At 41.4% G+C, this 24,846-nt stretch carries 19 protein-coding genes and 1 pseudogene; 14 read left to right on the top strand and 6 right to left on the bottom strand.

Going from position 1 to position 24,846, the window contains the following annotated elements; genetic code table 11:
* Positions 1 to 167 precede the first annotated feature (167 nt).
* On the bottom strand, positions 168 to 1,022 hold the full coding sequence (locus tag IEW93_RS12790; RefSeq protein WP_188739719.1) for a MurR/RpiR family transcriptional regulator: 855 nt from the start codon (positions 1,020 to 1,022) through the stop codon (positions 168 to 170).
* Between the two features lie 339 nt (positions 1,023 to 1,361).
* On the opposite strand from IEW93_RS12790, the gene zwf reads away from it, so the two are divergent.
* The 5 genes from zwf (at position 1,362) to IEW93_RS12765 (ending at position 8,220) form a co-directional block, all read left to right on the top strand.
* Entirely contained in the window at positions 1,362 to 2,831 is a 1,470-nt protein-coding gene (zwf, locus tag IEW93_RS12785) for a glucose-6-phosphate dehydrogenase (protein WP_188739718.1), read from the top strand.
* A 9-nt stretch (positions 2,832 to 2,840) separates the two neighbouring features.
* Complete coding sequence (gene pgl / locus IEW93_RS12780; RefSeq protein WP_188739717.1) at positions 2,841 to 3,539, top strand: 6-phosphogluconolactonase; 699 nt, start codon at positions 2,841 to 2,843, stop codon at positions 3,537 to 3,539.
* Between the two features lie 11 nt (positions 3,540 to 3,550).
* On the top strand, positions 3,551 to 5,377 hold the full coding sequence (gene edd / locus IEW93_RS12775; RefSeq protein WP_188739716.1) for a phosphogluconate dehydratase: 1,827 nt from the start codon (positions 3,551 to 3,553) through the stop codon (positions 5,375 to 5,377).
* 20 nt (positions 5,378 to 5,397) lie between these two features.
* Positions 5,398 to 6,042, top strand: coding sequence for a bifunctional 4-hydroxy-2-oxoglutarate aldolase/2-dehydro-3-deoxy-phosphogluconate aldolase (locus IEW93_RS12770; protein WP_188739715.1), 645 nt, complete (start codon positions 5,398 to 5,400; stop codon positions 6,040 to 6,042).
* A gap of 1,830 nt (positions 6,043 to 7,872) precedes the next feature.
* Entirely contained in the window at positions 7,873 to 8,220 is a 348-nt protein-coding gene (locus tag IEW93_RS12765; protein WP_188739714.1) for a hypothetical protein, read from the top strand.
* Between the two features lie 280 nt (positions 8,221 to 8,500).
* Here IEW93_RS12765 and IEW93_RS12760 read toward each other — a convergent pair.
* Positions 8,501 to 9,052, bottom strand: a pseudogene (locus IEW93_RS12760) (IS91 family transposase); the annotation flags it as partial.
* 310 nt (positions 9,053 to 9,362) lie between these two features.
* Between IEW93_RS12760 and dhiT the strand changes: the two are divergent.
* The 4 genes from dhiT to IEW93_RS12740 all read left to right on the top strand — a co-directional run bounded on the left by dhiT (position 9,363) and on the right by IEW93_RS12740 (position 11,780).
* Entirely contained in the window at positions 9,363 to 9,620 is a 258-nt protein-coding gene (gene dhiT, locus IEW93_RS12755) for a type II toxin-antitoxin system toxin DhiT (RefSeq protein ID WP_188739713.1), read from the top strand.
* Positions 9,621 to 9,627: 7 nt separating this feature from the next.
* Entirely contained in the window at positions 9,628 to 10,152 is a 525-nt protein-coding gene (gene dhiA / locus IEW93_RS12750; RefSeq protein WP_188739712.1) for a type II toxin-antitoxin system antitoxin DhiA, read from the top strand.
* Positions 10,153 to 10,708: 556 nt separating this feature from the next.
* A complete protein-coding gene (locus tag IEW93_RS12745; RefSeq protein ID WP_188739711.1) occupies positions 10,709 to 10,936 on the top strand; it encodes a hypothetical protein in 228 nt (75 codons plus the stop codon).
* 151 nt (positions 10,937 to 11,087) lie between these two features.
* On the top strand, positions 11,088 to 11,780 hold the full coding sequence (locus tag IEW93_RS12740; protein ID WP_188739710.1) for an aspartate/glutamate racemase family protein: 693 nt from the start codon (positions 11,088 to 11,090) through the stop codon (positions 11,778 to 11,780).
* Between the two features lie 56 nt (positions 11,781 to 11,836).
* Here IEW93_RS12740 and adhE read toward each other — a convergent pair whose 3' ends face one another.
* Positions 11,837 to 14,434 carry a bifunctional acetaldehyde-CoA/alcohol dehydrogenase gene (gene adhE, locus IEW93_RS12735; protein ID WP_188739709.1) on the bottom strand — a complete coding sequence of 866 codons (2,598 nt, stop codon included), beginning with the start codon at positions 14,432 to 14,434 and terminating at the stop codon, positions 11,837 to 11,839.
* Positions 14,435 to 15,105: 671 nt separating this feature from the next.
* On the opposite strand from adhE, the gene IEW93_RS12730 reads away from it, so the two are divergent.
* The 5 genes from IEW93_RS12730 (at position 15,106) to IEW93_RS12710 (ending at position 21,288) form a co-directional block, all read left to right on the top strand.
* Positions 15,106 to 15,777 (top strand): HAD family hydrolase, encoded by a 672-nt coding sequence (locus IEW93_RS12730; protein ID WP_188739708.1) that lies wholly within the window; start codon positions 15,106 to 15,108, stop codon positions 15,775 to 15,777.
* Between the two features lie 21 nt (positions 15,778 to 15,798).
* A complete protein-coding gene (locus IEW93_RS12725; protein WP_188739707.1) occupies positions 15,799 to 16,761 on the top strand; it encodes a sugar-binding transcriptional regulator in 963 nt (320 codons plus the stop codon).
* A gap of 266 nt (positions 16,762 to 17,027) precedes the next feature.
* Positions 17,028 to 18,743: a purine-cytosine permease family protein gene (locus IEW93_RS12720; protein WP_188739706.1), complete on the top strand. Its 1,716-nt coding sequence runs from the start codon at positions 17,028 to 17,030 to the stop codon at positions 18,741 to 18,743.
* 98 nt (positions 18,744 to 18,841) lie between these two features.
* A complete protein-coding gene (locus IEW93_RS12715) occupies positions 18,842 to 20,362 on the top strand; it encodes a mannitol dehydrogenase family protein (RefSeq protein WP_188739705.1) in 1,521 nt (506 codons plus the stop codon).
* A 5-nt stretch (positions 20,363 to 20,367) separates the two neighbouring features.
* A complete protein-coding gene (locus IEW93_RS12710) occupies positions 20,368 to 21,288 on the top strand; it encodes a carbohydrate kinase family protein (protein WP_188739704.1) in 921 nt (306 codons plus the stop codon).
* Positions 21,289 to 21,440: 152 nt separating this feature from the next.
* Here IEW93_RS12710 and IEW93_RS12705 read toward each other — a convergent pair whose 3' ends face one another.
* From IEW93_RS12705 to IEW93_RS12695, 3 genes are all read right to left on the bottom strand, one after another.
* Positions 21,441 to 22,802: an anti-phage deoxyguanosine triphosphatase gene (locus tag IEW93_RS12705; protein WP_188739703.1), complete on the bottom strand. Its 1,362-nt coding sequence runs from the start codon at positions 22,800 to 22,802 to the stop codon at positions 21,441 to 21,443.
* Between the two features lie 8 nt (positions 22,803 to 22,810).
* Positions 22,811 to 23,398: a 5'-deoxynucleotidase gene (gene yfbR / locus IEW93_RS12700; protein ID WP_188739702.1), complete on the bottom strand. Its 588-nt coding sequence runs from the start codon at positions 23,396 to 23,398 to the stop codon at positions 22,811 to 22,813.
* 121 nt (positions 23,399 to 23,519) lie between these two features.
* Entirely contained in the window at positions 23,520 to 24,734 is a 1,215-nt protein-coding gene (locus IEW93_RS12695) for a pyridoxal phosphate-dependent aminotransferase (RefSeq protein ID WP_188739701.1), read from the bottom strand.
* Between the last annotated feature and the right edge of the window lie 112 nt (positions 24,735 to 24,846).

The following is a 24,846-nucleotide window of genomic DNA, read 5'->3' as shown; positions in this document are numbered from 1 at the left end:
TTGCTGTGTAATTTATGTGACAGATAAGTGATTTTTACAATAAAAAGGCCAAGGGGAAGATCCCCTTGGCCTTTATTAGCTGTTCAACTGCTCATTTAGCGATGAATTTACACACACCTCGTTGAGTATTGTGTAATTATTTAACAGCTCTGACAGTCGTTATAGCGTTAAATCGTCAGGTCTTTGTTGACGCGAGATTCTTTTAAAACTTCTTTAACACGCTTTAAATTGTCACGGAATCGAGGTCCACGACGCAAGGTAAAGCCTGTTGCTAACACATCGATTGTCACTAACTGTGCTAAACGTGACGCCATAGGTAAGTACATGTCGGTATCTTCTGGTACTTCCATCGTGACAGGTAACGTACACTCTAATGATAAGGGCGAGTTACGGGCGGTTATACCGATAACTGCGGCGCCATTTTCACGAGCTATTCGCGCAATTTCGATTAATGATTTAGTACGACCAGTGTGCGAGATAAGCACAACAACGTCACCTTCATTACAGTTAATGCAACTCATGCGCTGCATTAAAACATCGTCAAAACAAATCACAGGCACGTTAAAACGGAAGAATTTGTTTTGTGCATCGTGGGCAACAGCAGAAGAAGCCCCAAGACCAAAAAACGAAATGGTTTTGGCTTGGGTCAGCACATCTACCGCTTTATTGATTGCGGCGGTATCAAGGCTTTGGCGTGCAGTATCTAGCGATGCCATTGAAGATTCAAAGATTTTTGTTGTATAGGAGTCTGGTGAGTCGTCTTCTTCTACATGTCGACTAACATAAGGTGTACCGTTAGCAAGACTTTGAGCCAAATGTAACTTAAAATCAGGGAAGCCTTTGGTATCGAGTCGACGACAAAAACGGTTAACGGTTGGCTCACTCACATCGGCCATTTTGGCCAGAGTTGCGATACTTGAATGTATAGCTGTTTGCGGTGAGGCTAATATGACTTCGGCAACTTTACGTTCCGATTTACTAAATTGGGTAAGGCTTTTTTGAACCTTTTCTAGGGTATTCATAAGCAAGCATCCGCTAAAATAGTAGCTAAAAAGTAGGTGATGTAGTTTTATACCATAACTTACAGGAATTTCGTGATTTAAGTTATTTTTTTACCTTTGACACGATCCTGTTGTTATTTTTCAAGACCTAGATCACGTAAAAATGGTTCTTAAGCCTTGTTATAGGTGGAAAATCATACCAGATATTTACTATATATGACTAGTTCAACAACAGTGCAATATTTGTAAATTAAAGATGCAATATTTAAATTCTGTTGTTATATTACAACAAAAGTGTGTTTTTATTCATCGACAGAATTCGAACATGGCGCACACATACCATCAGGAGAGCTTTCAGCAATGGGCAAATCAACTGGAGCCAAGGCTTGTGACTTTGTACTTTTTGGTACCAAAGGTGACTTAGCTAGGCGTAAACTACTACCTTCACTATATCAGCTAGACAAAGCAGAGTTACTTGATAAAGAAACCAAGGTTATTGGTGTAGCAAAAGATGCATTCACACATGAAGAATTCATTGCGCTGGTAACCAAAGCATTAAATACCTTTGTTAAAGATGAAATTTGCCCAACCACGTTAGAACGCTTTTTGAGTCGTTGTCATTACATCGGCACCAACTTTACTGAGCCAGAAGGCTATAAAGCTTTCCATGATTTACTTGAGCCAAGTAAACGTGTCATGGTGAATTACTTCGCAACTCCTCCTTCTATTTTTGGTGCTATCTGTCGTTGTTTGCATGAACAAGATTTAATTAAATCAGATACTCGTGTCGTATTAGAAAAACCTATTGGTACCGATTTAGCTTCATCGCATGTAATTAACGATCAAGTTGCTGAGTTCTTTAACGAAAACCAGGTTTACCGTATTGACCATTATTTAGGTAAAGAAACAGTACAAAACTTGATTGCACTGCGTTTTGCTAACTCGTTGTTTGCTTCTAAGTGGGATAACCGCACAATTGATCATGTCCAAATTACCGTTGCTGAAGAAGTCGGTATTGAAGGCCGCTGGGGTTACTTTGATGGCGCAGGGCAAATGCGCGATATGATCCAAAACCATTTACTACAAGTGTTAACGCTTGTTGCAATGGACCCGCCAGTTAACCTGGACGCTGACAGTATTCGTGATGAAAAAGTTAAAGTGCTTAAATCGTTGCGTCCAATCAATCAAGACAACGTGTATGAAAACACTGTACGTGGTCAATATAGCGCTGGCTTCTTAAAAGGCTCACCTGTGCCAGGTTATTTAGAAGAAGATGACGCGAACACCAACTCAAACACAGAAACCTTTGTGGCGCTTCGAGTTGATATTGACAACTGGCGTTGGGCTGGCGTGCCATTCTATTTACGCAGTGGTAAGCGTATGCCGTTTAAGAGCAGTGAAATTGTGGTGTACTTTAAAAACCCACCACACAATTTGTATCGCGCAAGCTACCGTAATCTGCCACCGAACAAATTAACCATTCGTTTACAGCCTCACGAAGGGGTTGAAATCCAGATGATGAACAAGGTGCCAGGTCTTGAGCAAAAGCAACGCCTACAAACCACCAAACTGGATTTAAGTTTTACCGACACCTTTAAGAGTGAACGCATTGCCGATGCCTATGAACGTTTATTATTAGAAGCCATGTTAGGCAACCAGGCCTTATTCGTGCGTCGTGACGAAGTAGAACAGGCATGGAAGTGGGTTGACGGGATCATTCAGTCTTGGGAACAAAGCGGTGAAAAGCCAAAACCTTACCCTGCTGGTACATGGGGTCCTGTAGCGTCTGTTGCGTTAATCACTAAAGACGGCCGTTCTTGGGACGAGTAGGGAGCAAACATGATTAAAGAAACTGTATTTAAATCATTTGATTCACCAGCGGATCTTGAAGCTAAGCTTGCCGACAAAATTGCTAAGCAGTTACAAGATGCTGTTGATACTCGTGGTAAAGCCAGTCTTGTTGTTTCAGGCGGGTCAACACCACTCAAACTGTTTCAACTGTTAAGCCAAAAGTTAGTTGATTGGAGTGATGTCTACGTCACATTAGCTGACGAGCGTTGGGTTAATGCCGATGAGCAAGACTCAAATGAACGATTAGTTCGCGAACATTTATTGCAAAATCGTGCTGCCAGCGCCAAATTTCGTGGCCTTAAAAACATGTTTGCCACGCCAGAAGCGGGTTGTGACATGACCAGCGAATCTTTAGCCAATTTCCCTCGTCCATTTGACGTTGTGGTATTAGGCATGGGCACTGATGGACATACCTGTTCATGGTTTCCGTGCAGTAAAGAATTAGATAATGCACTGACCACCAAAGCCTTGTGTGCTGCCGTTAATCCCACAACAGCACCTCACGCTCGCATTACGCTGTCTAAAGATGCCATTTTAAATAGTCGTCAGATTTATTTGCATCTTGTCGGTGCGCCAAAATTAACTGTATATCATCAAGCTCTTGAAAGTGATGATGTTACCCAAATGCCCATTAGAGCCGTATTAGCGCAGCGTAAAACGCCCGTTGATGTGTTCTATAGCGCGTAAGGAGTTTTACCATGCATTTAGTAGTACAAAGCGTAACTGATAGAATTATTGCTCGCAGCAAACCATCGCGTGATAAATATCTATCAGCCCTAAACGATGCTAAAGCTAAAGGTGTTCATCGTAGCGCATTAAGCTGTGGCAACCTCGCTCATGGTTTTGCAGCATGTCAGCCAGCTGAAAAAGATTCTCTGCGCCAACTGACTAAAGCGAACATTGGTATTGTTACTGCATTTAACGACATGTTATCGGCTCACCAACCATACGAAACCTATCCAAATATGCTTAAACAGGCGTGTATGGATGTGGGCAGTGTGGCACAAGTTGCCGCGGGTGTTCCGGCGATGTGTGACGGCGTGACTCAAGGTCAACCAGGCATGGAGCTGAGCCTACTGAGCCGCGAAGTGATTGCAATGTCTACTGCAGTTGGCTTATCGCACAACATGTTTGACGGTGCATTACTGCTTGGGATTTGTGACAAAATTGTACCGGGTTTATTGATTGGTGCGTTAAGTTTTGGCCATTTACCCATGCTATTTGTGCCAGCTGGCCCAATGAAGTCTGGTATTCCAAACAAAGAAAAAGCCCGTGTTCGTCAGCAGTTTGCTCAAGGGCAGGTTGATCGTGCTGCATTACTTGAGGCTGAATCAAAGTCATACCACAGTGCCGGTACTTGTACTTTTTATGGCACGGCTAACTCTAACCAGTTAATGCTTGAAGTGATGGGATTACAGTTACCAGGTTCTTCATTTGTAAACCCTGATGATCCATTGCGTGACGAATTGAGCAAAATAGCGGCTAAGCAAGTGTGCCGTTTAACTGCAATGGGCACGCAATACACACCAATTGGTGAAGTGGTTAACGAAAAATCAGTGGTTAACGGTATTGTTGCGTTACTTGCAACAGGCGGTTCAACTAACTTAACCATGCACATCGTGGCGATTGCACGTGCAGCTGGCATTATTGTCAACTGGGATGATTTTTCAGATTTATCTGCATCAGTGCCATTATTGGCTCGCGTGTATCCTAATGGTCATGCTGATATTAACCATTTCCATGCTGCTGGCGGTATGGCCTTATTGGTTAAAGAATTGCTTGATGGCGGCTTAATTCACGAAGATGTCAACACCGTCGCTGGCTATGGCTTACGTCGTTACACCCAAGAACCTCGTTTTGTTGATGGCGAGCTAAAGTGGGTTGACGGTGTAACTGAGTCGTTAGACAAAGAAGTATTAACGCATCTTGATACGCCTTTCCAAAGCAACGGCGGTTTAACCCTACTTAAAGGTAACCTTGGCCGCGCTGTGATCAAAGTATCTGCAGTACCTGCCGGTAACCGCGTTATTGAAGCGCCTGCTGTTGTAATTAACGATCAAAATGAAATTGATGCCTTGTTTAAATCTGGCTCACTAGACCGAGATTGCGTGGTTGTAGTTAAAGGTCAGGGCCCTAAAGCCAATGGTATGCCTGAGCTACACAAACTCACGCCGTTTTTAGGTACCTTACAAGATAAAGGCTTTAGAGTGGCGCTTGTTACTGACGGACGTATGTCTGGTGCATCAGGTAAAGTACCTGCTGCCATTCACTTAACGCCAGAAGCATTAGACGGCGGATTAATTGCCAAAGTTGAAGATGGTGATTTAATTCGCATTGATGCAACTACAGGTGAGTTAACGCTATTAGTTGATGAAAACATTCTTGCAAACCGCACCGCAGGGACAGTGGACTTACACCATTCAGCGTATGGCATGGGCCGTGAATTGTTTGGTGCGTTACGTAGTAGCTTAAGCAGCCCAGAAACGGGTGCGCGAAGCACTAGCGCGATTGATGAATTATATTAAAAATAAAGGAAGTCGGTAACATGATTGAGCCTAATAACTGGTTACTTCAACCACAAGAAGTGTTTAAACGTAGCCCAGTAGTTCCGGTTATGGTGATAAATAAACTAGAACATGCTGTGCCTTTAGCTAAAGCATTAGTTGCTGGCGGGATCAGTGTATTAGAAGTGACGTTACGTACTCCTTGTGCACTTGAAGCCATTGCCAAAATTGCTAAAGAAGTGCCAGAAGCCCTTGTGGGTGCAGGTACTATTTTAAATGAAACTCAGCTAAACCAGGCGGTTGCAGCTGGTTCGCAATTTATCATTACCCCTGGCGCCACGGTTGATTTATTAAAAGCGGCTAAAAAAGGCACTGTGCCATTAATCCCAGGTATTGCCAGTATTTCTGAAATCATGGTAGGCATGGAGTTAGGTTACACTCACTTCAAGTTTTTCCCAGCAGAAGCTTCTGGTGGCGTCAATGCACTTAAGTCATTCTCTGGCCCTTTAGCTGACATTCGTTTTTGCCCAACTGGCGGCATTAGCCCTGCTACTTACAAAGATTATTTGGCATTGCCAAATGTTGATTGTATCGGCGGCAGCTGGATTGCACCAACAGATGCAGTAGACAATGAAGAATGGGATCGTATTACACAGTTATGTAAAGACGCGCTAGCCGCCCTTTAATTAACCGTTTAATCACATCACTCTAAAAACCAGCTAATCAGCTGGTTTTTTATGGCTTTTTCATATAGTCGCAAGTATGTTGCCTAGGGCCACTAACATCTTGGGGCTTCGCCACACCATAGCAAAGGCCGCAAGTTTTTAACTTACGCAGGGTAGTGTAATCGTCGTCCCGGTAATGCTTTTGAGCCGGGATCCAGGTGTTTGTTTTCTACTTTTGTACTTATGGCCTGCGACCACTTACGTCGTGGCGCTTCACCCACACCAGAGTATGAGTGTCCAATGAAAGTAAGCCGCTACTTCAGATGCTATCTAACGCATTTTTGGATGCAAAATTTATAAAAATTCAAATATGACTAAATTGAGGTTTTAGGCAACGATACTCAAATGAAATCACTTCTATGACACGCGGTAAACCCATCCATGGGCGCTCTGCGAAAACATCCATGTTTTCGAAGGTCATAGCCGCGATTACATCCGCCGTATACTTATCTTCGATTCAACCTTATTTGTAATTGGAAGATCTAACGTATTTTGGATAGTAGCTCGTTAGCTACTTTGTCGTCGTCCCAGAAACGCTTTTGAGCCGAGATCCGGTGTTTGTATGTTGCTTTATGGCCTGCGGCCACTAGCGACGTGGCGCTTCGCCCACACCAGAGTAAGAGTGTCCAATGAAAGTAAGCCGCTACTTTAGATGCTATCTAACGCATTTTTTGATAGAAAATTTATAAAAATTCAAATCAGGCTAAATTGAGGTGATAGGCAACGATACTCAAATGAAATCACTTCTATGACACGCGGTAAACCCATCCATGGGCGCTCTGCGAAAACATCCATGTTTTCGAAGGTCATAGCCGCGATTACATCCGCCGTATGAGTATCTTCGATTCAACCTTATTTGAAATTGGAAGAACTAACGCATTTCTGAATAGAAGCTCGTTAGCTACTTTGTCGTCGTCCCGGCAACGCTTTTAAGCCGGGATCCAGGTGTTTGCTTCTGCTTTGTACTGCTTTGTTCTTTTTTGTATTTTAGGCCTGCGACCGCTAACGTCGTGGCGCTTCGCCCACACCGGAGTTAGATTAAATATTACTCTGATTCAGTTAAGTTTCATTAGTCGTCGTCCCGGCAATGCTTTTAAGCCGGGATCCAGGTGTTTGCTTCTACTTTTGTACTTATGGCCTGCGACCACTAACGTCGTGGCGCTTCGCCCATTGCAAAGCATGTAACTGTAAGGTTTTATTTGGCTTCAACATGGCATTCACTTACCGACACGCGCTAGTACATCCATGTAGCTCGACCGACCCGTCCATGGGTCGGACGGTCGGCTCGCAAACCACCATGATGAAGCTGTCAATGTTTGTCTTATCAGCAAGTTTTAAAGAATAGTTTAGTAGGTGCATGCGTTGGTCAACTCACGTATTCTTTTGTAAAAAGTCTTCAACAGCCTCAAGTTCAGAGTTGAATTTAGGCTGTTTCATTGAAACCTATTTACGAAAATTCTTGGTTTACCTAAAGGATAATAAGGGGGGCAAGCTTTAAAGGTGTTGTAATGGTGTTTAGTAACTCCCCAAGCTAAATCGGCTAATAATCAAGCTAAAGTTGTACTAAAAATAAATAGAGGTTTTCTTAATGCATTGAAATTAATAAATTATAATTTTCTAGCGAATATAGAGCCCACTTTTAACGCGCAAGCCCGCTTTTATTTGTAAGTGACGTCACAGAAAACTGCTTTACAACAATAAGATAGTAAATGTAGGATGTTATTAATCAATAACTTAAAGGGCGGCTTTAAATTTATTTTGCCCTTCAATAAGCTGTTATATGTACCGTGTATGAATCGCAATTTTGTTAAATCTGCAACAATCGGAGTATTTATGGGATTAACACTCTCATTTATTGACGTCCGAAACACAGAATATGGGCTATTAATTGCTTTTTGTATCTGTGTCGTTGCCGGAATCCTATCCGCTCAAATAGATGAATATCCTCGACTTTATGCAGTTTTTACTGGCGTTGTTAGTCTACCGTTCTTTATTTTTTCAAACGGTGTTGATGAAGGTTTTGTGTATTTCGCTGGTGCATTTTTCGTATATGGTATTTTGAGTTTTTCAATTACGCTTGGCCTTCAGAATTCTTTTCACAATGGTAAAGTTATCTGGCGATATTGGTTTAAAAAGTGATAAGTACATATAACTAATAAGGATAGGCCGCGCGAAGCCGCGTCCTTATCCCAAGTGTTGAACAAGCCCGAACACGTGAGATGTGACTCTTTATTATGTAATTAACAGTTCGAAAAAACGCGCTGTTTGATGTGATTGTTAGCTAGCTACTTTTCAGTAGACAGCCAGTTCCCTTAGCCTCTTTGCTAATTAGTTAACTCGCTATATTTCAGTATCTTAAATTAACCCTCCACGGTATTCAGTTAAGCCATTATCCTTATTATCATTTTCAACATTAGGTTCAGGGTATTAAGTTTGTCGGTCGTTTCACTATGCCCATAAAGCGCATTGGTTGCTGACAACAGGGGCAACGGCGCGTTGCTAATCTGCGCTTTATCTCGGGAATGATTGGAAATACAGCCCCAGCAACCGCCAGCATCAGTTGTATTTGTAGCCTGAGTTTTTTGGCATTGCCTCTGAGTAATCCATAGTCTCTCACTCGTCGTAACCCTTTAGGCAACACATGCTGGAGCATCAACCAGAGAAATTCAGTAGCGGGTAAGGTTCGTACTTTTGTAGACTGAGTTTGACTGTCTTTATACTTAAAACTGACAAGCCCATTGGCTTCACTTTTGATGTTTTTGTCAGGCAGTACACCACGATAAAGATAGCGTGATAGATATTGCAGTGCAGGCAACCCTTTACCCACATGCTGGCAGTCAACCACCCATTTTTTCGGCAGTGAGGTTGGCAGTTTGAGATTCAGTTTTGCCAACTGTTCCAGCAAACGTGCGCGCCACACTTTAGCTAAATTGAAATCGTTGAGCAGGTATTTGCCCTTATTCTTTTTCCAAATTTAGTGGGGTCAGGGTAAACTTTAAATTTAGCCAGCAAGCTCCCATTGCCCCTTTGTTAATTTTTTTAACACTATATTTCAGTATCTTAAATTAATCCTCCACGGTATCAGTTAAGTCATTATCCTTATTATTTTTAGCATTAGGTTATGAGTCGTCAGTTTGTCGGTCATTTCACTATGTCCATAAAATGGGCGTGATTTTCGGGACGCGCTAATGCGCGACGCTGCTTGAGGCGTTACATGTTAAATTTGTCTCTTTTAGGATACGGTGCTATAGTTCAACCAGATTTGATGATTAGAGGTTGCTATGCCAGAGATAGATGCATTGCTTGGACTGTCGTTTTGTTTGTATTTTTTCGATAACAAGCAGCATAAATCACCTCATATTCATGTTAAATATGGTCGCTATGAGTTAATAATAGCAATTGAAACAGGTGAGTGCTTAGAAGGTTATTTGCCAAATAAGCAACGAAAACGAGCAGAAGCTCACATTGAAAGTAATCAAGTAAAATTGATGGCAATGTGGAAAGACGCTGTTGCTGGTATTAATCCGGGTAAATTATAGGTGACGTATGTTAAAAGTAATTGATGTTGATTTGATAACTGACTTTACACTTGAGCTTACTTTTAGTGACGGTTATACCGGTGAAGCGAACTTAGCTGAGTATTTCCAAAAAGAAGCGTTTAGTCATGTGACCAATTTTCAAAAGTTTACATTAACTGCTGATGGCTCTCTTGACTGGAGTGGTGTTGAATTATCAGCGGCAACGTTAAGAGAAATCACGGTTGGTAGTTATACTGAATCTGATTTGACACCTTTTGACGTTAAAGAAATGGAAATGGTAATTAAACAGGCTTCATGGGATTCAATGCAAGAAGGTCGAGCTGACATTTTGCAAGCAGCCATTCGTTCTTATGTCGAACAATTTGGTCACAGCGTTGTAATTGAACGCGCAGGAATTAAAAGTAGGACGAGTGCTTATCGTTCATTAAAACCTGAAACGACACCAAGTTTTGGTACTTTGGTTCAATTAGGTCATGCAGTTATTGAATTGGCTAAAGATAGAGTATCTGCTCATTCTTTGAGTCGCATGTAAATTTACTGGGGGCAGAAATTTACTGGGGTCAGGGTAAACTTTTATAAAAACAGTTCAATACTTGTCCCTAAAGCTAATTTATATCCAGAAATGCGTTAGATTTTTTAATAACAATCAAGGTTAAATCGAAGATACGCATACGGCGGATGTCATCGCGGCTATGACCTTCGAAAACATGGATGTTTTCGCAGAGCGCCCAGGGATGGGTTTACCGCGTGTCATAGAAGTGATTTCATTTGAGTATTGTTGCCTAACACTTCAATTTAGTCTGAGTTAAGTTTTATAAAATCTTCCGTCTAAAAGTTAACTCGATAGTATCTAAAGTAGTGAATTACTTTCGTTGACTAATCATGTTCTGGTGTGGACGAAGGACATAAAGAATAACACCTGGGTCCCGGCTCAAAAACATTACCGGGACGACGTGTGAGTACGGACGACGTTAGTGTTGAGACGACAAGAAGTTAGTTTTCAAGCTTTTGCCCATAAATGCGTCAAATCTTTAAATAACAAACAAGGTTAAATCGAAGATACGCATACGGCGGATGTAATCGCGGCTATGACCTTCGAAAACATGGATGTTTTCGCAGAACGCCCAGGGATGGGTTTACCCCGTGTCATAGACGTGATTTCATTGAGTATCGATACCCACTGTAAAATAAGCCGCCACAGTAATTCCTGTTCAAAAGCTCAAAGCAAAATAACACCTAGATCCCGGCTCAAAGGCATTGCCGGGATGATGCCGTATTTGGTCTGTGCAGGGTGGAACCTCGCAATCTTACTTTAAGCGAAGTTTGAAAGTGTTGAGTGGGTGAAGCGTTACGCCGTTAGTGGGGGAAAGCTTTAGGTAAAATTCTGTTGGGACTATAATCCTTTATATAAATATCAACATGGGTAAAATCAGTTAATCGGCATCAACTTACGTCACAGGAATAAGCATGAAAACCATTGGTATGATTGGCGGTATGAGTTGGGAGTCGACACAAAGCTATTATCAGGCGATTAACAAAGGGGTTAAGGCTGCGTTAGGTGGCTTACACTCAGCAAAGATATGTTTGTACAGCGTCGATTTTGCTGAAATTGAAGCTCTACAACATCAAGGGTTATGGGATGAAACCGCCAAGATATTAGCTGATGCAGCTATAGCGGTTGAAGCCGGTGGTGCTGATTTTGTGCTGATTTGTACCAATACCATGCACAAAGTGGCAGATGAGATCCAGGCGCAAATCTCAATACCGATTTTGCATATTGCCGATGCGACCGCTAATGCTCTTCTTGCTGATGGCATCACTAAAGTCGGATTATTAGGTACTCGATTTACCATGGAGCAAGACTTCTACAAACGCAGGATCAGCGACAATTATCCCATTGAAGTGATTGTGCCCAATATAGATGACCAAACGCAAATTCATGATGTGATATATCAAGAGTTATGTTTAGGAAAAATTAACCCGCAATCAAGGCTGGCTTACTTAGCCATTATCGATAAACTCTTTGCTCAAGGCGCGCAAGCAGTGATTTTAGGTTGTACCGAAATTGCCTTGCTAGTGCAGCAGCAACATACTCATGTACCGTTATTTGACACCACTCAAATTCATGCTGACAGCGCGGTATTGATGGCGTTAACATAAAAAACGCCTTAAGCGTGGTGGCGCTTAAGGCGTTGTATATTAGCGTTTAAATAATACTAGTCTTTATATGCACGGCCATAGAAGCTGTCTAATAGCACTTGTTTAATCTCGCTAATGAGTGGGTAACGAGGGTTTGCACCAGTACATTGGTCGTCAAATGCATCTTCTGCTAATTCATCTAACTTGGCGATAAAGTCTGCTTCATTAACACCGGCTTCTTGAATCGAAGCAGGGATCCCAATGAGCTTTTTAAGCTCTTCGATTTTCTCAATCAGTTTTTCCACTTTTTGCTCGTCTGTTTTACCACCTAACTTTAAGTGTTCACTAATGGCGGCATAACGACATAATGCTTTAGGTCGATCGTATTGACTAAACGCGGCTTGTTTGGTTGGCATGTCTGTCGCATTAAAACGAATAACGTTAGAGATTAACAATGCATTGGCAAGACCGTGTGCTAAGTGAAACTCCGCTCCTAATTTGTGTGCCATTGAGTGACAAATACCTAAAAATGCATTGGCAAAGGCAATACCAGCAATGGTGGCGCCGTTATGGACTTTTTCACGAGCGACTGGTGCTTTTGCACCTAACTCATAAGCATCGGGTAAGTATTTTACCAATAAATCTAATGCCTGTAGTGCCTGGCCATCACTGTATTCGTTAGCCATCACACTGACATAGGCTTCTAATGCGTGGGTGACTGCATCAATACCGCCAAAGGCTGTTAACGATTTAGGCATATCCATCACAAGGTTAGGGTCAACAATCGCCATGCTTGGGGTTAACTCGTAATCGGCAATAGGGTATTTCATGCCTGTGGTTTCATCGGTTACTACCGCAAAAGGAGTGACCTCTGAGCCTGTGCCTGATGTGGTTGGTATCGCCACCATTTTGGCTTTACGGCCCATTTTTGGAAACTTGTAGATACGCTTACGAATATCCATAAAGCGTAGGGCTAAATCGGTAAAATCGACATCTGGGTGTTCATACATTACCCAAATGATTTTTGCCGCATCCATGGGTGAGCCGCCACCTAATGCGATAATCACATCGGGCTGGAAGCTGTTAGCGACTTTAGCGCCTTGACGAACAATGGCTAAGGTTGGGTCGGCTTCTACCTCGTAAAAGACTTCAGTTTCTAGACCTTGTGCTTTCAAAATCTTTAAGGTTTCGTTGCAATAGCCATTATTGAACAAGAATTTGTCGGTAATGATTAATGCACGTTTTTTATCGCTTAACTCTTCAAGGGCAATCGGTAAACTGCCACGGCGGAAATAGATTGATGATGGAAGCTTGTGCCACAACATGTTTTCAGCCCTCTTAGCGACCATTTTTTTGTTGATTAAGTGACTTGGGCCAACGTTTTCTGAAATAGAATTACCGCCCCAAGAGCCGCAACCTAAGGTTAATGATGGCGCTAACTTGAAGTTGTATAAGTCGCCAATACCGCCCTGTGAAGCTGGAGTGTTAATTAAAATTCGTGCGGTTTTCATTCTAAAACCAAAGGCTTTGATGCGCGCTTCTTGAGTGTCTTGATCTGTATATAAACCAGAGGTATGGCCAATGCCGCCAAGGGTGACTAGGGCTTCTGCTTTATCCATGGCTTCGTTAAAATCTTTGGCCTTGTACATGCCAAGTAATGGTGAGAGCTTTTCATGGGCGAAGGCTTCAGCGTCGTTAATGTCGGTCACTTCGCCAATCAATACTTTGGTGTGGCTGGGTACGGTTATGCCTGCCATAGCAGCAATCGTTACAGCACTTTGACCTACGACGTCGGCATTAAGTGCGCCCTTTTTAAGAATGACATTTTGCATAGCAGCGGTTTCAGCTTTTGACAATATGTAACCACCATACTGAGCAAAACGTTCTTTTACTTGCTTATAGATGCTGTCGACAATAATCACCGCTTGCTCTGACGCACATACCACACCGTTGTCGAAGGTTTTTGACATTAAAATTGAGCTCACCGCACGTTTAATGTCTGCGGTTTCATCAATCACAATTGGAGTATTACCCGCGCCAACACCAATAGCTGGCTTACCAGAAGAGTAGGCGGCTTTTACCATGCCTGGGCCACCAGTGGCTAAAATCAAATTGATTTTGTCGTGTGTCATTAATTGGTTAGACAATGCCACACTAGGTTGGTCTATCCAGCCAATAATGTCTTTTGGTGCACCCGCTGCAATCGCGGCGTCTAACACAATTTTAGCCGCAGTTGTGGTTGAGTTTTTAGCCCGTGGGTGCGGCGAAAAGATAATACCGTTACGGGTTTTTAAGCTGATTAATGATTTAAAAATGGCGGTAGAAGTTGGGTTGGTTGTTGGCACAATTCCGCAAATTATCCCTACGGGCTCAGCGATTGTAATGGTGCCAAAGGTTAAATCTTCAGACAAAATACCGCAGGTTTTCTCATCTTTATACTTGTTATATATGTATTCAGACGCAAAGTGGTTTTTAATGACTTTGTCTTCAAGCACGCCCATACCGGTTTCAGTTGCGGCCATTTTGGCAAGCGATATCCGGGCATCTGCTGCAGCTAAGGCTGCGGCTCTAAAAATAACATCGACTTGCTCTTGGCTAAAATTAGCAAACTGAGCTTGTGCTTTGGCTACACGTTCAACTAATAGATCAAGTTCTTGAGTGTTAGTTACTGTCATGTTGATTTCCTCTAAAAATATTCAACAAATCGTTTTTGTAAAATATTCTTTGTTAATAAAATTACAGTTTATAAGGTAAATGTGCTGTGATGTTGACCGCAAAAAGCTAATTTACGTAATTTTATTACATGGTTTTTATGGGTTAACACACTGTAATTCGCTTTGGCGTGGCGTAATTTTGAATAGTTTGGTTAACTTTCACGCTAAAGCATATTTAAAGTGTTGTTATTTTGAGCATGTAAAATAGGCAAGTATCGCTTATTGAATCAGTGTTTGGCTGCAATGTTTGTCGAAAATAGCGTGTTATGACATTGTTCTGTAATTCAAATAGAGTGATTTTTGCTCATTCTGACTAGGGTGTTTTATATCAATAAAAAAACTAAAAATTATTATTTTATTGAATTTAAATAACATTTTATTAGCTTTAAAACTAAATAAGCAACGGCTAAAGCATGTTTTGCTTATTTAATGTAATAAATGTGATTGACTTCAATTTACAGAAGAGGGAATATGCTCAGCATGAGGGCGAATGCTCAATCTGTTTGTTTGTGCATCATTGGATAGTAAAAAATCACTCGTTAAGCGATGTGAGCTATGCACTTAGCATTGGGGTTTTAAACCAAAATCATTGTAATATAGCCGCTTGATATTTTATTGATTAAGGCTGGTTTATGGATACAAACCCACAATTGGTTATTTTTGATTGCGATGGTGTCGTGATTGATAGTGAAGTCATTAGCGCCAATGTATTAATTGATAAATTGGCCTTATTGGGCGCACAAATTGACATGGCGTTTGTGCAACAACATTTTTTAGGATGCCAGTTTGCAACTGTAGCGGCAAAAATTAACAGTTTATTGTCGATTTCGATACCAGCAGATTTTGAGGCTCAATACCGCGAGCAACTTTTACAAGCCTTCGAACGCGACTTAACCGTAACGCAAGGCATTAAAGAGGTATTAGCAGCACTTAAAGTACCGTGCTGTATTGCCACAAGCAGCAGTTTACCACGCACAACAAAAGCGTTGTCGGTTGTTGGGCTAACCGATGTGTTTGCCGATAAGGTGTTTACTGCTAGCGATGTGAGTAGAGGAAAACCTGCTCCGGATTTATTTTTACATGCCGCCAACAGGATGGGGATGGCACCAGAACATTGTTTAGTGATTGAAGATAGCTATTTTGGCGTAACAGCCGCGATTGCTGCAAATATGCCTGTTATTCATTATATTGGTGGCGGCCACATTAGTTATCATAATCATCCAGTTGCAACGGCTTACCCACAGGTGCCTGCGTTAACTGATTGGAACGATTTAACACGCTTAATGCCAAGCATCATGCGTTAATACTGAATCAATAGGACTATCATGGACAGTAAATCAAATTCAGAATTAGCGCGGTTAGAAGACGCAGCAAGAGCGGCTTGGTTGTATTACGTAGCTAAAAATACTCAAGATGAAATAGCGCAAAAACTCGAAGTGTCGAGGCAGTCTGCGCAAAGGTTAGTTGCATTAGCAGTAAGTGAAGGGTTAATTAAAGTTCGGTTAGATCACCCCATTGCTAAGTGCATGGAGTTAGGCGAAGAGCTTAAACGGCGTTTTTCGTTAATTGAATGTGAAATTGTGCCAAGTGACCCGATTGATGACAGTTCGGTACATGGTTTAGCGCAAATGAGTGCGGCAGTTGTAGAACGCTATTTAAAGTCAGAACAACCCAGAACATTGGCATTTGGTACGGGTAGGGCGCTTAAAGCCTGTATTGATGAGCTGCCTTCCATGCAATGCCCGCAACACAAGATTGTGTCTTTGCTTGGTAACATGATGTCTGACGGTTCTGCTTCGGCATTTGATATTGTGGTCAGCATGGCCAACAGGGTACAGGCTAAACATTACCCAATGCCTTTGCCTGTGATTGCTAACTCAGTGGAAGAAAAAACCTTATTGCATGAGCTCAGACCGGTAAAAAGTATTTTATCGTTAATTGAGCAAGCTGATGCCACGTTTGTTGGGGTTGGCCAAATGAGTGGCCAATCGCCACTGATGCTTGATGGATTTATCGATCAAAACCAATTAACTGAATTAGTGAGTGTGAAAGCTGCCGGTGAAATTATTAGCTGGGTATATGATCAACAAGGGCGATTATTAGATCATCCTATTAATCAATTGGTCATGAGTTCACCACTAAAGATAAATGCAAACAAACCCGTTTATGGTATTGCCGCGGGCAAAAATAAAGTGGATGCCATTTTAGGTGCTTTGCATGGTGGGTTAATTAATTCATTAATTACAAACGAATATACAGCTGAGCAAATACTGGCAAGGTTAAAGTAACAATATTGACAAGTCATGAGTTAGGTTGCTAGCACTAAAAGTGATTTGATTAACAGAATACAATAAAAATTAGAATTGGCTCATAATTGTCTAGGGATTAAAACCCAGGTAATTATGAGTTTAATAAAAGCGGTAAGTAAAGCGAAAGTAAATGGGGTTATTATTTCAACTCAACAGAAATAATAAGTAAACAAAGGTAATGTTAATTTATCACCTGTCTGGGGTGAGGGTTTATTTTACCTCGAAAAATTAGGAATATAAAAATAATGACTACAAGTCACCAGGATTCTTCATTTCATCAAATGAATGAAGAGCAGCTTCCCGTTGCTAAAAATAAACTGCACGGGTGGAAACACTTTGCGGGTTTATATGCTGGGGAGCATGTTGCTGCAACTGAATTTGTTATTGGTGCGACCTTTGTTGCCTTAGGTGCATCGACAATTGATATTCTTCTGGGGTTATTAATTGGTAATCTATTAGCCATGTGCTCTTGGTGGTTATTAACGGCACCTATTGCCGTAGAAACACGATTAAGTTTGTACAATTATTTAAATAAAATTGCTGGCGATTCGATGACTAAGCTCTATAACTGGGCTAACGTGATTATCTTTGCGGTCATTTCTGCCGCAATGATTACAGTGTCGTCAACCGCGGTTCGTTTCTTGTTTGATATCCCTGCACAGTTAAATTGGTATCCGAGTAGTTTGTGGTTTGTCATGATCGTATTGGCCGTTGGCTCAATTGTGGTTGTGGTAGCCATGTACGGATTCTCAACCGTAGCTGACTTTTCTAAAATATGTGCTCCTTGGCTATTTGTCATATTCATTGCAGGTTCTTTCAGTTTGTTTCCTGAGTTGTCAAACCATGTTATCGGCTCAACCACGCTAACGAGTTGGCAAGACTTTATGACCATTGGCGACAGCTCGATTTGGACTGGGGTTAATGACAAAGGTGAAAAGGGCATAGGCTTATTAGAAGTCATTGGCTTTGCTTGGGCAGCTAACTCGATTACTCACTTTGGTTTAATTGACATGGCCATTTTCCGCTTTGCTAAGCGTAAAAGTTATGGTTTATTTTCTGGTGTGGGCATGTTTTTTGGCCATTACCTAGCTTGGATCTCTGCAGGTATTATGGGTGCAGGTACTGCTGTGCTTTTAAAAACCACCATTACGCAACTTGATCCAGGTGATGTGGCATATCATGCATTGGGCTTTTCTGGTTTTGTTATTATCATTATTGCGGGTTGGACCACTGCAAATGCTAACCTTTATCGTGCCGGTTTAGCCGCTCAGTCAATCTTTGTTAATCAATCACGTGAACGAACGACCGCTGTTGTAGGGCTAGTGACAGTTGTGATTGCCTGCTTCCCATTTGTGTTTACCCAAATGCTGCCACTCTTAACTTATGCAGGTTTATTAGTTGTGCCAGTAGGCGGTATTGTATTTGCTGAGCACGTGTTATTTCCTAAAATTGGGTTAACTCGTTATTGGGCTAAATATCAAAACCTCTCTAAAAGTACACCTGCTATTGCAACGTGGGCGTTAGCATTAATATTTGGTTTTGGTTTAAATAGTTTAGATATTATTTCGTTTTATTACTTATTTATTCCAACATGGATATTCACCATTATTGTTTATACCGTGTTAGCGAAAAAGTATGGCGCTGATTTAGACTATACCGATGCTATTTTAGCTGATGAAAAAGAGCAGCAACAAATTGCTGAATATCAAGATGCAATGGCCAAAGATGATAAAGAAACAATCGATGACACGAGCAAATTGACTAAGTTATTAAATGGTTTTGCATTTGTTTCTTTAGCTATTATTGCCGGGTTGGCTGTTAATGTGATGTTTTATAGTCCTAGCATGGATATTTATGCAGAGAATAAATCACTATTTGAATCAGTCAGTTTTGCATGTACTGTTATTTATTTTAGTTGCTCGTATTTTGCATTGAAACGTCATAAAAATTTAAATTCATAAAGAGTATTGAACGACCCAAAGCGTGAATAAATTGCTTTGGGTCAGGCGTGTTATGTTAATAACACGAAATAGATAATTATTTTTTACGGGGCATGAACATGCAGCACACTCAACAATCAAACGTTAAACTGAACACGCTAAATCAACAATCGTTACCAACTTTACCTGCCGATGTTGATGTGCCTAATTATGACCGCAGTTCACTCACTGCCGGTATTGTGCATATTGGTGTGGGTGGTTTTCATCGCGCTCATCAAGCTATGTATGTCAATGAGCTGCTAAAAAAGCCAGGCTCAGAATCGTGGGCGATTTGTGGTGTTGGCTTATTAGAAGCAAACCGCGGTTTACGTGACGTATTGGTAAAACAAGATTACTTGTATAGCCTTACTGTTCGACACCCGAATGGGCAGATCGATCATCAAGTGATTGGTTCAATGATCGACTTTTTATTTGCACCAGAAAACAAAAAGCAGGTCATTGATAAACTGGTTAATCCTGACACTAAAATTGTGTCTCTCACGATTACCGAAGGTGGTTACAACTTTAATCCTGCAACAGGTGAGTTTGATTTTACTAACCCAGAAATTATCCATGATATGGCTAATTTACAAGATCCAATCACTGCCTTTGGTTATATCACTGCTGCATTAATACAGCGTAAAGCCTTGGGCATGAAACCTTTTACTATTCAGTCTTGCGACAATATTCAGCACAACGGTGACATGACCCGTAAAATGCTATTAGCATTTGTGAGTAAAATTGATGCAGAACTTGGCCAATGGATTGCTGCAAATGTGGCGTTTCCAAATGCGATGGTTGACCGTATTACCCCAGTAACAACCAAAGCAGATATTGAATATGTGGCCAATGCATACAATGTTAATGATGAATGGCCAATTACGTGTGAAGCCTTTACTCAATGGGTTATTGAAGATAACTTTAGTGATGGCCGCCCTGCGTTAGATACTGTTGGTGCTCAATTTGTTAGCGATGTTACCCCTTTTGAGAAAATGAAAATTCGTTTACTCAATGCTGGCCATTCTGTTTTAGGCTTGCTTGGTTCTATCAATGGGTTTGCTACTATTGATGAGTCGGTGACCGATCCGTTATTTGCAGCGTATTTACGCAAATTTATGGATGATGAAGTCACACCATTATTAGACCAACTAGACGGTATTGATTTAACTCAGTACAAAGACACCTTAATTGAGCGTTTTGCTAATCCAAACATTAAAGACAGTTTGGCGCGTATTTGTTTAGAAAGCTCAGCAAAATTACCTAAGTTTCTTATTGCTTCAATTAATGAAAACATCGCACAGGGCCGAGATACTTCTTTAGCGACTTTAGTTATTGCAGCGTGGTGTTTATACAGTGACAAGCGTGTGGATCAGCAAGGTAATAAACTTGATATTAACGACCAAATGGCTGCTCAATTACACGATTATGCAAGTAAAACCGAGCAAGATCCTTTGGCGTTTTTACAGATAACCGACTTATTTGGTGAATTAAATAATCAGGCTAATTTCTGTAAGGATTACCGCCAAGCCATTGCTGCATTGTATGCACCTGGCAGTGATATAAAAACGATTATGCAAGCAAGATTACAAGCAAAAGGTTAAGCCATATGAATAGCATATTAATTAATCATAAAGCCAAGGCTGATATTAACATCAGTTGTTTTGGTGAAGTGTTGTGGGATTGCTTTCCTGACGGTAAGCGCGTTGGCGGGGCACCACTAAATGTGTGTGTTAGGCTCAATGCGTTAGGCATTAAAGGCGCCATGATTAGTGCTGTTGGTGATGATGCGCTTGGGCAAGAGTTGTTGGCCTTTATTGATGAGCGTGGCGTCAATCGTGATTGTATTGCCATTGATCCGCATAAAAGTACCAGTACAGTACAAGTAACATTAGATAAAAATGGATCTGCATCATATGAAATTGTTGCCGACACTGCCTGGGATAATATTGAGTTAACAGACAGTGTGATTAGCCAGGTAAAACAGGCTGATGTATTTGTGTTTGGTAGTTTAATCGGCCGAAGCCCTGTCTCTTTTGCAACGTTAGCTGCTTTAGTGGAATGCGCTAATTTTAGTGTGTTTGACGTTAACCTTCGTGCGCCACACTATGACATCGACAGTATAGTTAAGTTGATGAATAAAGCTGATTTTATCAAATTAAACGATGATGAGTTATACGAAATTGCCAAGGCAATGGGCTCACCGTTTAATTCTTTAGAACAAAATTTAGATTTTATTGCTGCGCAAACACAAACTCAGTATTTGTGTGTGACAAAAGGCAGTCATGGTGCTTTGTTAAGTGTTAATGGCCAAAAGTTTTACAACTCTGGCTACTTAGTCAAAGTGGTTGATACGGTTGGTGCAGGCGATTCTTTTTTAGGATCGTTATTGTATCAATTATGCACTGACAATAATCCACAGTTTGCCATCGATTTTGCTTGCGCTGTTGGTGCGATGGTTGCTCAGTCTGCTGGTGCAACACCTGAGTTAACGCTTGAGCAAATTAATGCATTTATGCAGCCACAATAAGGGGTTAATGGATAAGGCAGTAAACCGTTTTATGTAAACAATTGTTGTATGTAAAAGTGAAGTGTCGTGTGTCGTTTGGGTTAGTTCCCCTTTATTTAACCCAGTAGCGCTTAGTTGAGATAACTAAGCGCTTTTTTCTTTTCTAACCACCATTAGTGCTCGTTGTTTAACTCTAAAATCCCTGCACTTTTAGAACCAAACAACTGTTGATGTAACCTGCCTGCAAACTCATCTGTCATGCCTGATATATAATCTGCAATTACTCGCATAGGGTTGGTTTGCTCTGAGGTTGCCGTTAACCATCGCTCGCGCGTATTAACGGGTAATAAACGTTCAGGATCTGAGGCAAAAGCTTCAAATAACTCCATTACAATTTGCTGGCCTTTATATTCGATCATTTGAATTTCAGGCTTACGAATGACGTATTTAAACACCAGTTGTTTGAGTACATGAAGCGTTAGGGCAAAATCGGTTTGTAATTCTGCATTATATTTGAGTAACTCGGCTTCAAAGAGCTCATGGGTATTGATATTTATGGCAGTAACAAAGCCATTTACCAGGGTGCCAATGGCATCTTTTCGAAGGTGATGCTCGTGAGAAAACAGCTTTTCGCCAATCTTGGCAATTTCTGATTTAAGCCACTCATCATTTATATTGCAAAGTGGCTCTACGACATCGCTTTGCCATTGCCTTTGGTTAACAATGCCCATGACGATGGCGTCTTCGAGATCGTGTACTGCATAGGCAATATCATCTGCCAGCTCCATAATTGAGCAGTCTAATGATTTAAAGCGCGTTTTAAGGTGAGGGTAATGGGTGTTAACTGTGCTTTGCTCGCTGCTAATAAACAATTGCCGGTCGTCGTCGCTCAGAGCCGATAATACCCAATCAATAATCGGTTGGTCATCGTCGAATAACCCTTTTACGGGCGGCCAATCAGAGGGCTTTAATTGCCTATGGTTTGCAATGTCGGGTTTGTTGAGATCTATATACAGTTGTGAATGCATTGCCGGGTATTTCATGATCCCAAGCAAGGTTCGCCTAGTGAGGTTCATTCCCCAGGATGGCGTGTAAGGTTCTAGTCTCGACAAAATCCTGAAGGTTTGGCCGTTGCCTTCAAATCCGCCGTGATGGCGCATCATATAATTCAGTGCAACTTCACCGCCGTGTCCAAATGGCGGGTGACCTATATCGTGAGCTAAACAGATTGATTCGATTAAACTCATTGAGTTGAGTAAGGGTTTTAACTGAGGGTATTTACGGCGTAATTGGGCGGTAATGCCTGTACCGATTTGAGACACTTCTAGCGAATGCGTTAACCGTGTGCGATAAAAATCATTCATACCAACACCGAGTACCTGGGTTTTGGCTTGTAAACGTCTAAATGCAGCTGAATGTAGTATGCGAGCGCGATCGCGTTGAAAAGGGCTTCGATGATCATTACGGCGTTGCTTGTCTTCACCTAACAGGCGCTGGTGCCATATATTGTCTTGCTGTGTTGTGGTGTCGGACATAGGGCTCCTTACAGCATTTGATTAATTTCGTCTAAATTGAGGGTAAAGCTTGGGATAAAACAGTCTCTAAAATATCGTACTGCTGGGTTAGGGTTTTCATCTAGCATGTGTTCTAAACGTTTACGGGCACTGTTAAATTCACTGTTTCCGGCTTTTTGTTCTTCTAAACATTTTAAATAGGCGCACAGGGTGTCGGCGGCTTTAACAATGGCTTTATATTGTGGGTCGGCCTGTTCGCTAATAAATAAGCTGCGATAATCGTCTTTAAATTCATCGGGCACCATTTCTAACATACGTTGCTCTGCAATGGCTTCTATCTTTTTATATTCCGCTTCAATTTCTTTATTAAAGTACTTCACCGGCGTCGGTAAATCGCCTGTTAGAATTTCACTGGCATCATGATAAATCGCAATGGTTGCGGCTTTGTTTGCGTCTAAGTGGGTTGCAAACTTCTTATTACTGATAATCACTAATGCATGGGCGACCATGGCCACTTGTAATGAATGCTCCTGAACGTTTTCACGGCGAACGTTATACATTAATGGCCAACGTTGAATTAACTTCATCCGGGCTAAATGGGCAAATAAATGGCTCATGAGACTCCTTACTGCGCTCAATCAACTGTAGTTTCTGTTTTGTCAGCTTACCTGAGCTTTAGGATAAAAAAAAGCGACTGTTCAGTCGCTTATCTTTAAGTTATGTTGAAAATCTACCCATTTACTGGCGGTAATCTTCTAAAAAGTCACCAAACTCGTGTAGTGCTTTGGCCAAATCTTCTTTATGCGGTAAAAATACAACACGTAAATGATCGGGCTCTGGCCAATTAAATGCAGTGCCTTGTACTAGCAGAATTTTCTTTGTTTTAAGCAAATCTAACACTAGGCGTTCATCATCGCGCAAATTAAACTTTTTCATGTCTAATTTCGGGAAGGCATATAAGGCGCCTTTTGGCTTTTTGCAGATCACGCCAGGAATTTGATTAAGCAATTCGTACACGGCATCTCGCTGTACGGTTAACCGACCATTAGGCAGAATTAATTCGTTAATTGATTGATAGCCGCCTAAAGCCGTTTGTATTGCATGTTGATTGGGTACGTTGGCACATAAGCGCATAGAGGCAAGCATTTCTAGGCCTTCAATGTAGCTCTTGGCTGCCTTTAAATTTCCCGATAACATCATCCAACCCACGCGAAAACCCGCGGCGCGATATGCTTTAGATAAACCATTAAAGGTGATGGTTAAAATATCGTCAGACAAACGCGCGGCAGGAATGTGCTTTGCCTCGTCATATAAAATTTTATCGTAAATTTCATCAGCAAATAATATGAGGTCGTGCTGGCGGCAAAGTTCAATAACCTGTAACAGCAACTCTTCACTATATACTGCGCCAGTTGGGTTGTTTGGGTTAATTAATACTATGGCTCGAGTGCGGCTGCTGATTTTACTTTTTATATCGTCTAAATCTGGAAACCAATCTGCTTCTTCGTCGCAACGATAGTGCACGGCTTTGCCACCGGCTAAATTCGCTGCCGCTGTCCACAATGGATAATCAGGCGAGGGGATGAGCACTTCATCGTCGGTATTGAGTAACCCTTGCATGGCCATCACAATTAGCTCAGAGACACCGTTACCAATATAGATATCTTCAATATCTACCCCAAATATACCTTGTGCTTGGTAATGTTGCACAATGGCTTTGCGGGCAGAAAATAACCCTTTAGATTCGCAATAACCTTGGGCGCTGGGCAGGTTTAAAATCACGTCTCGCACGATTTCTTCTGGGGCTTCAAATCCAAATGGGGCTGGGTTACCGATGTTTAATTTTAAAATACGGTGACCTTCGTCTTCTAAACGACGGGCCTCTTTGTGAACAGGTCCTCTGATGTCGTAGCAAACAGAGTCAAGTTTATTGGATTTGATTATGGGGCGCATACTTCTCTCGATAACTAATTACGGCTTAAGTTAGCGAACCATAACGAATTTATTGATATTGTGGAAGAGGCAAATGTACAAATTGAATAATAATATTAGTGATTAATGCTGT

Origin of the sequence: Shewanella inventionis, from assembly GCF_014641855.1 — a bacterium.
Taxonomy (GTDB): domain Bacteria; phylum Pseudomonadota; class Gammaproteobacteria; order Enterobacterales; family Shewanellaceae; genus Shewanella; species Shewanella inventionis.
This window is presented reverse-complemented; position numbering and strand designations above follow the sequence as displayed.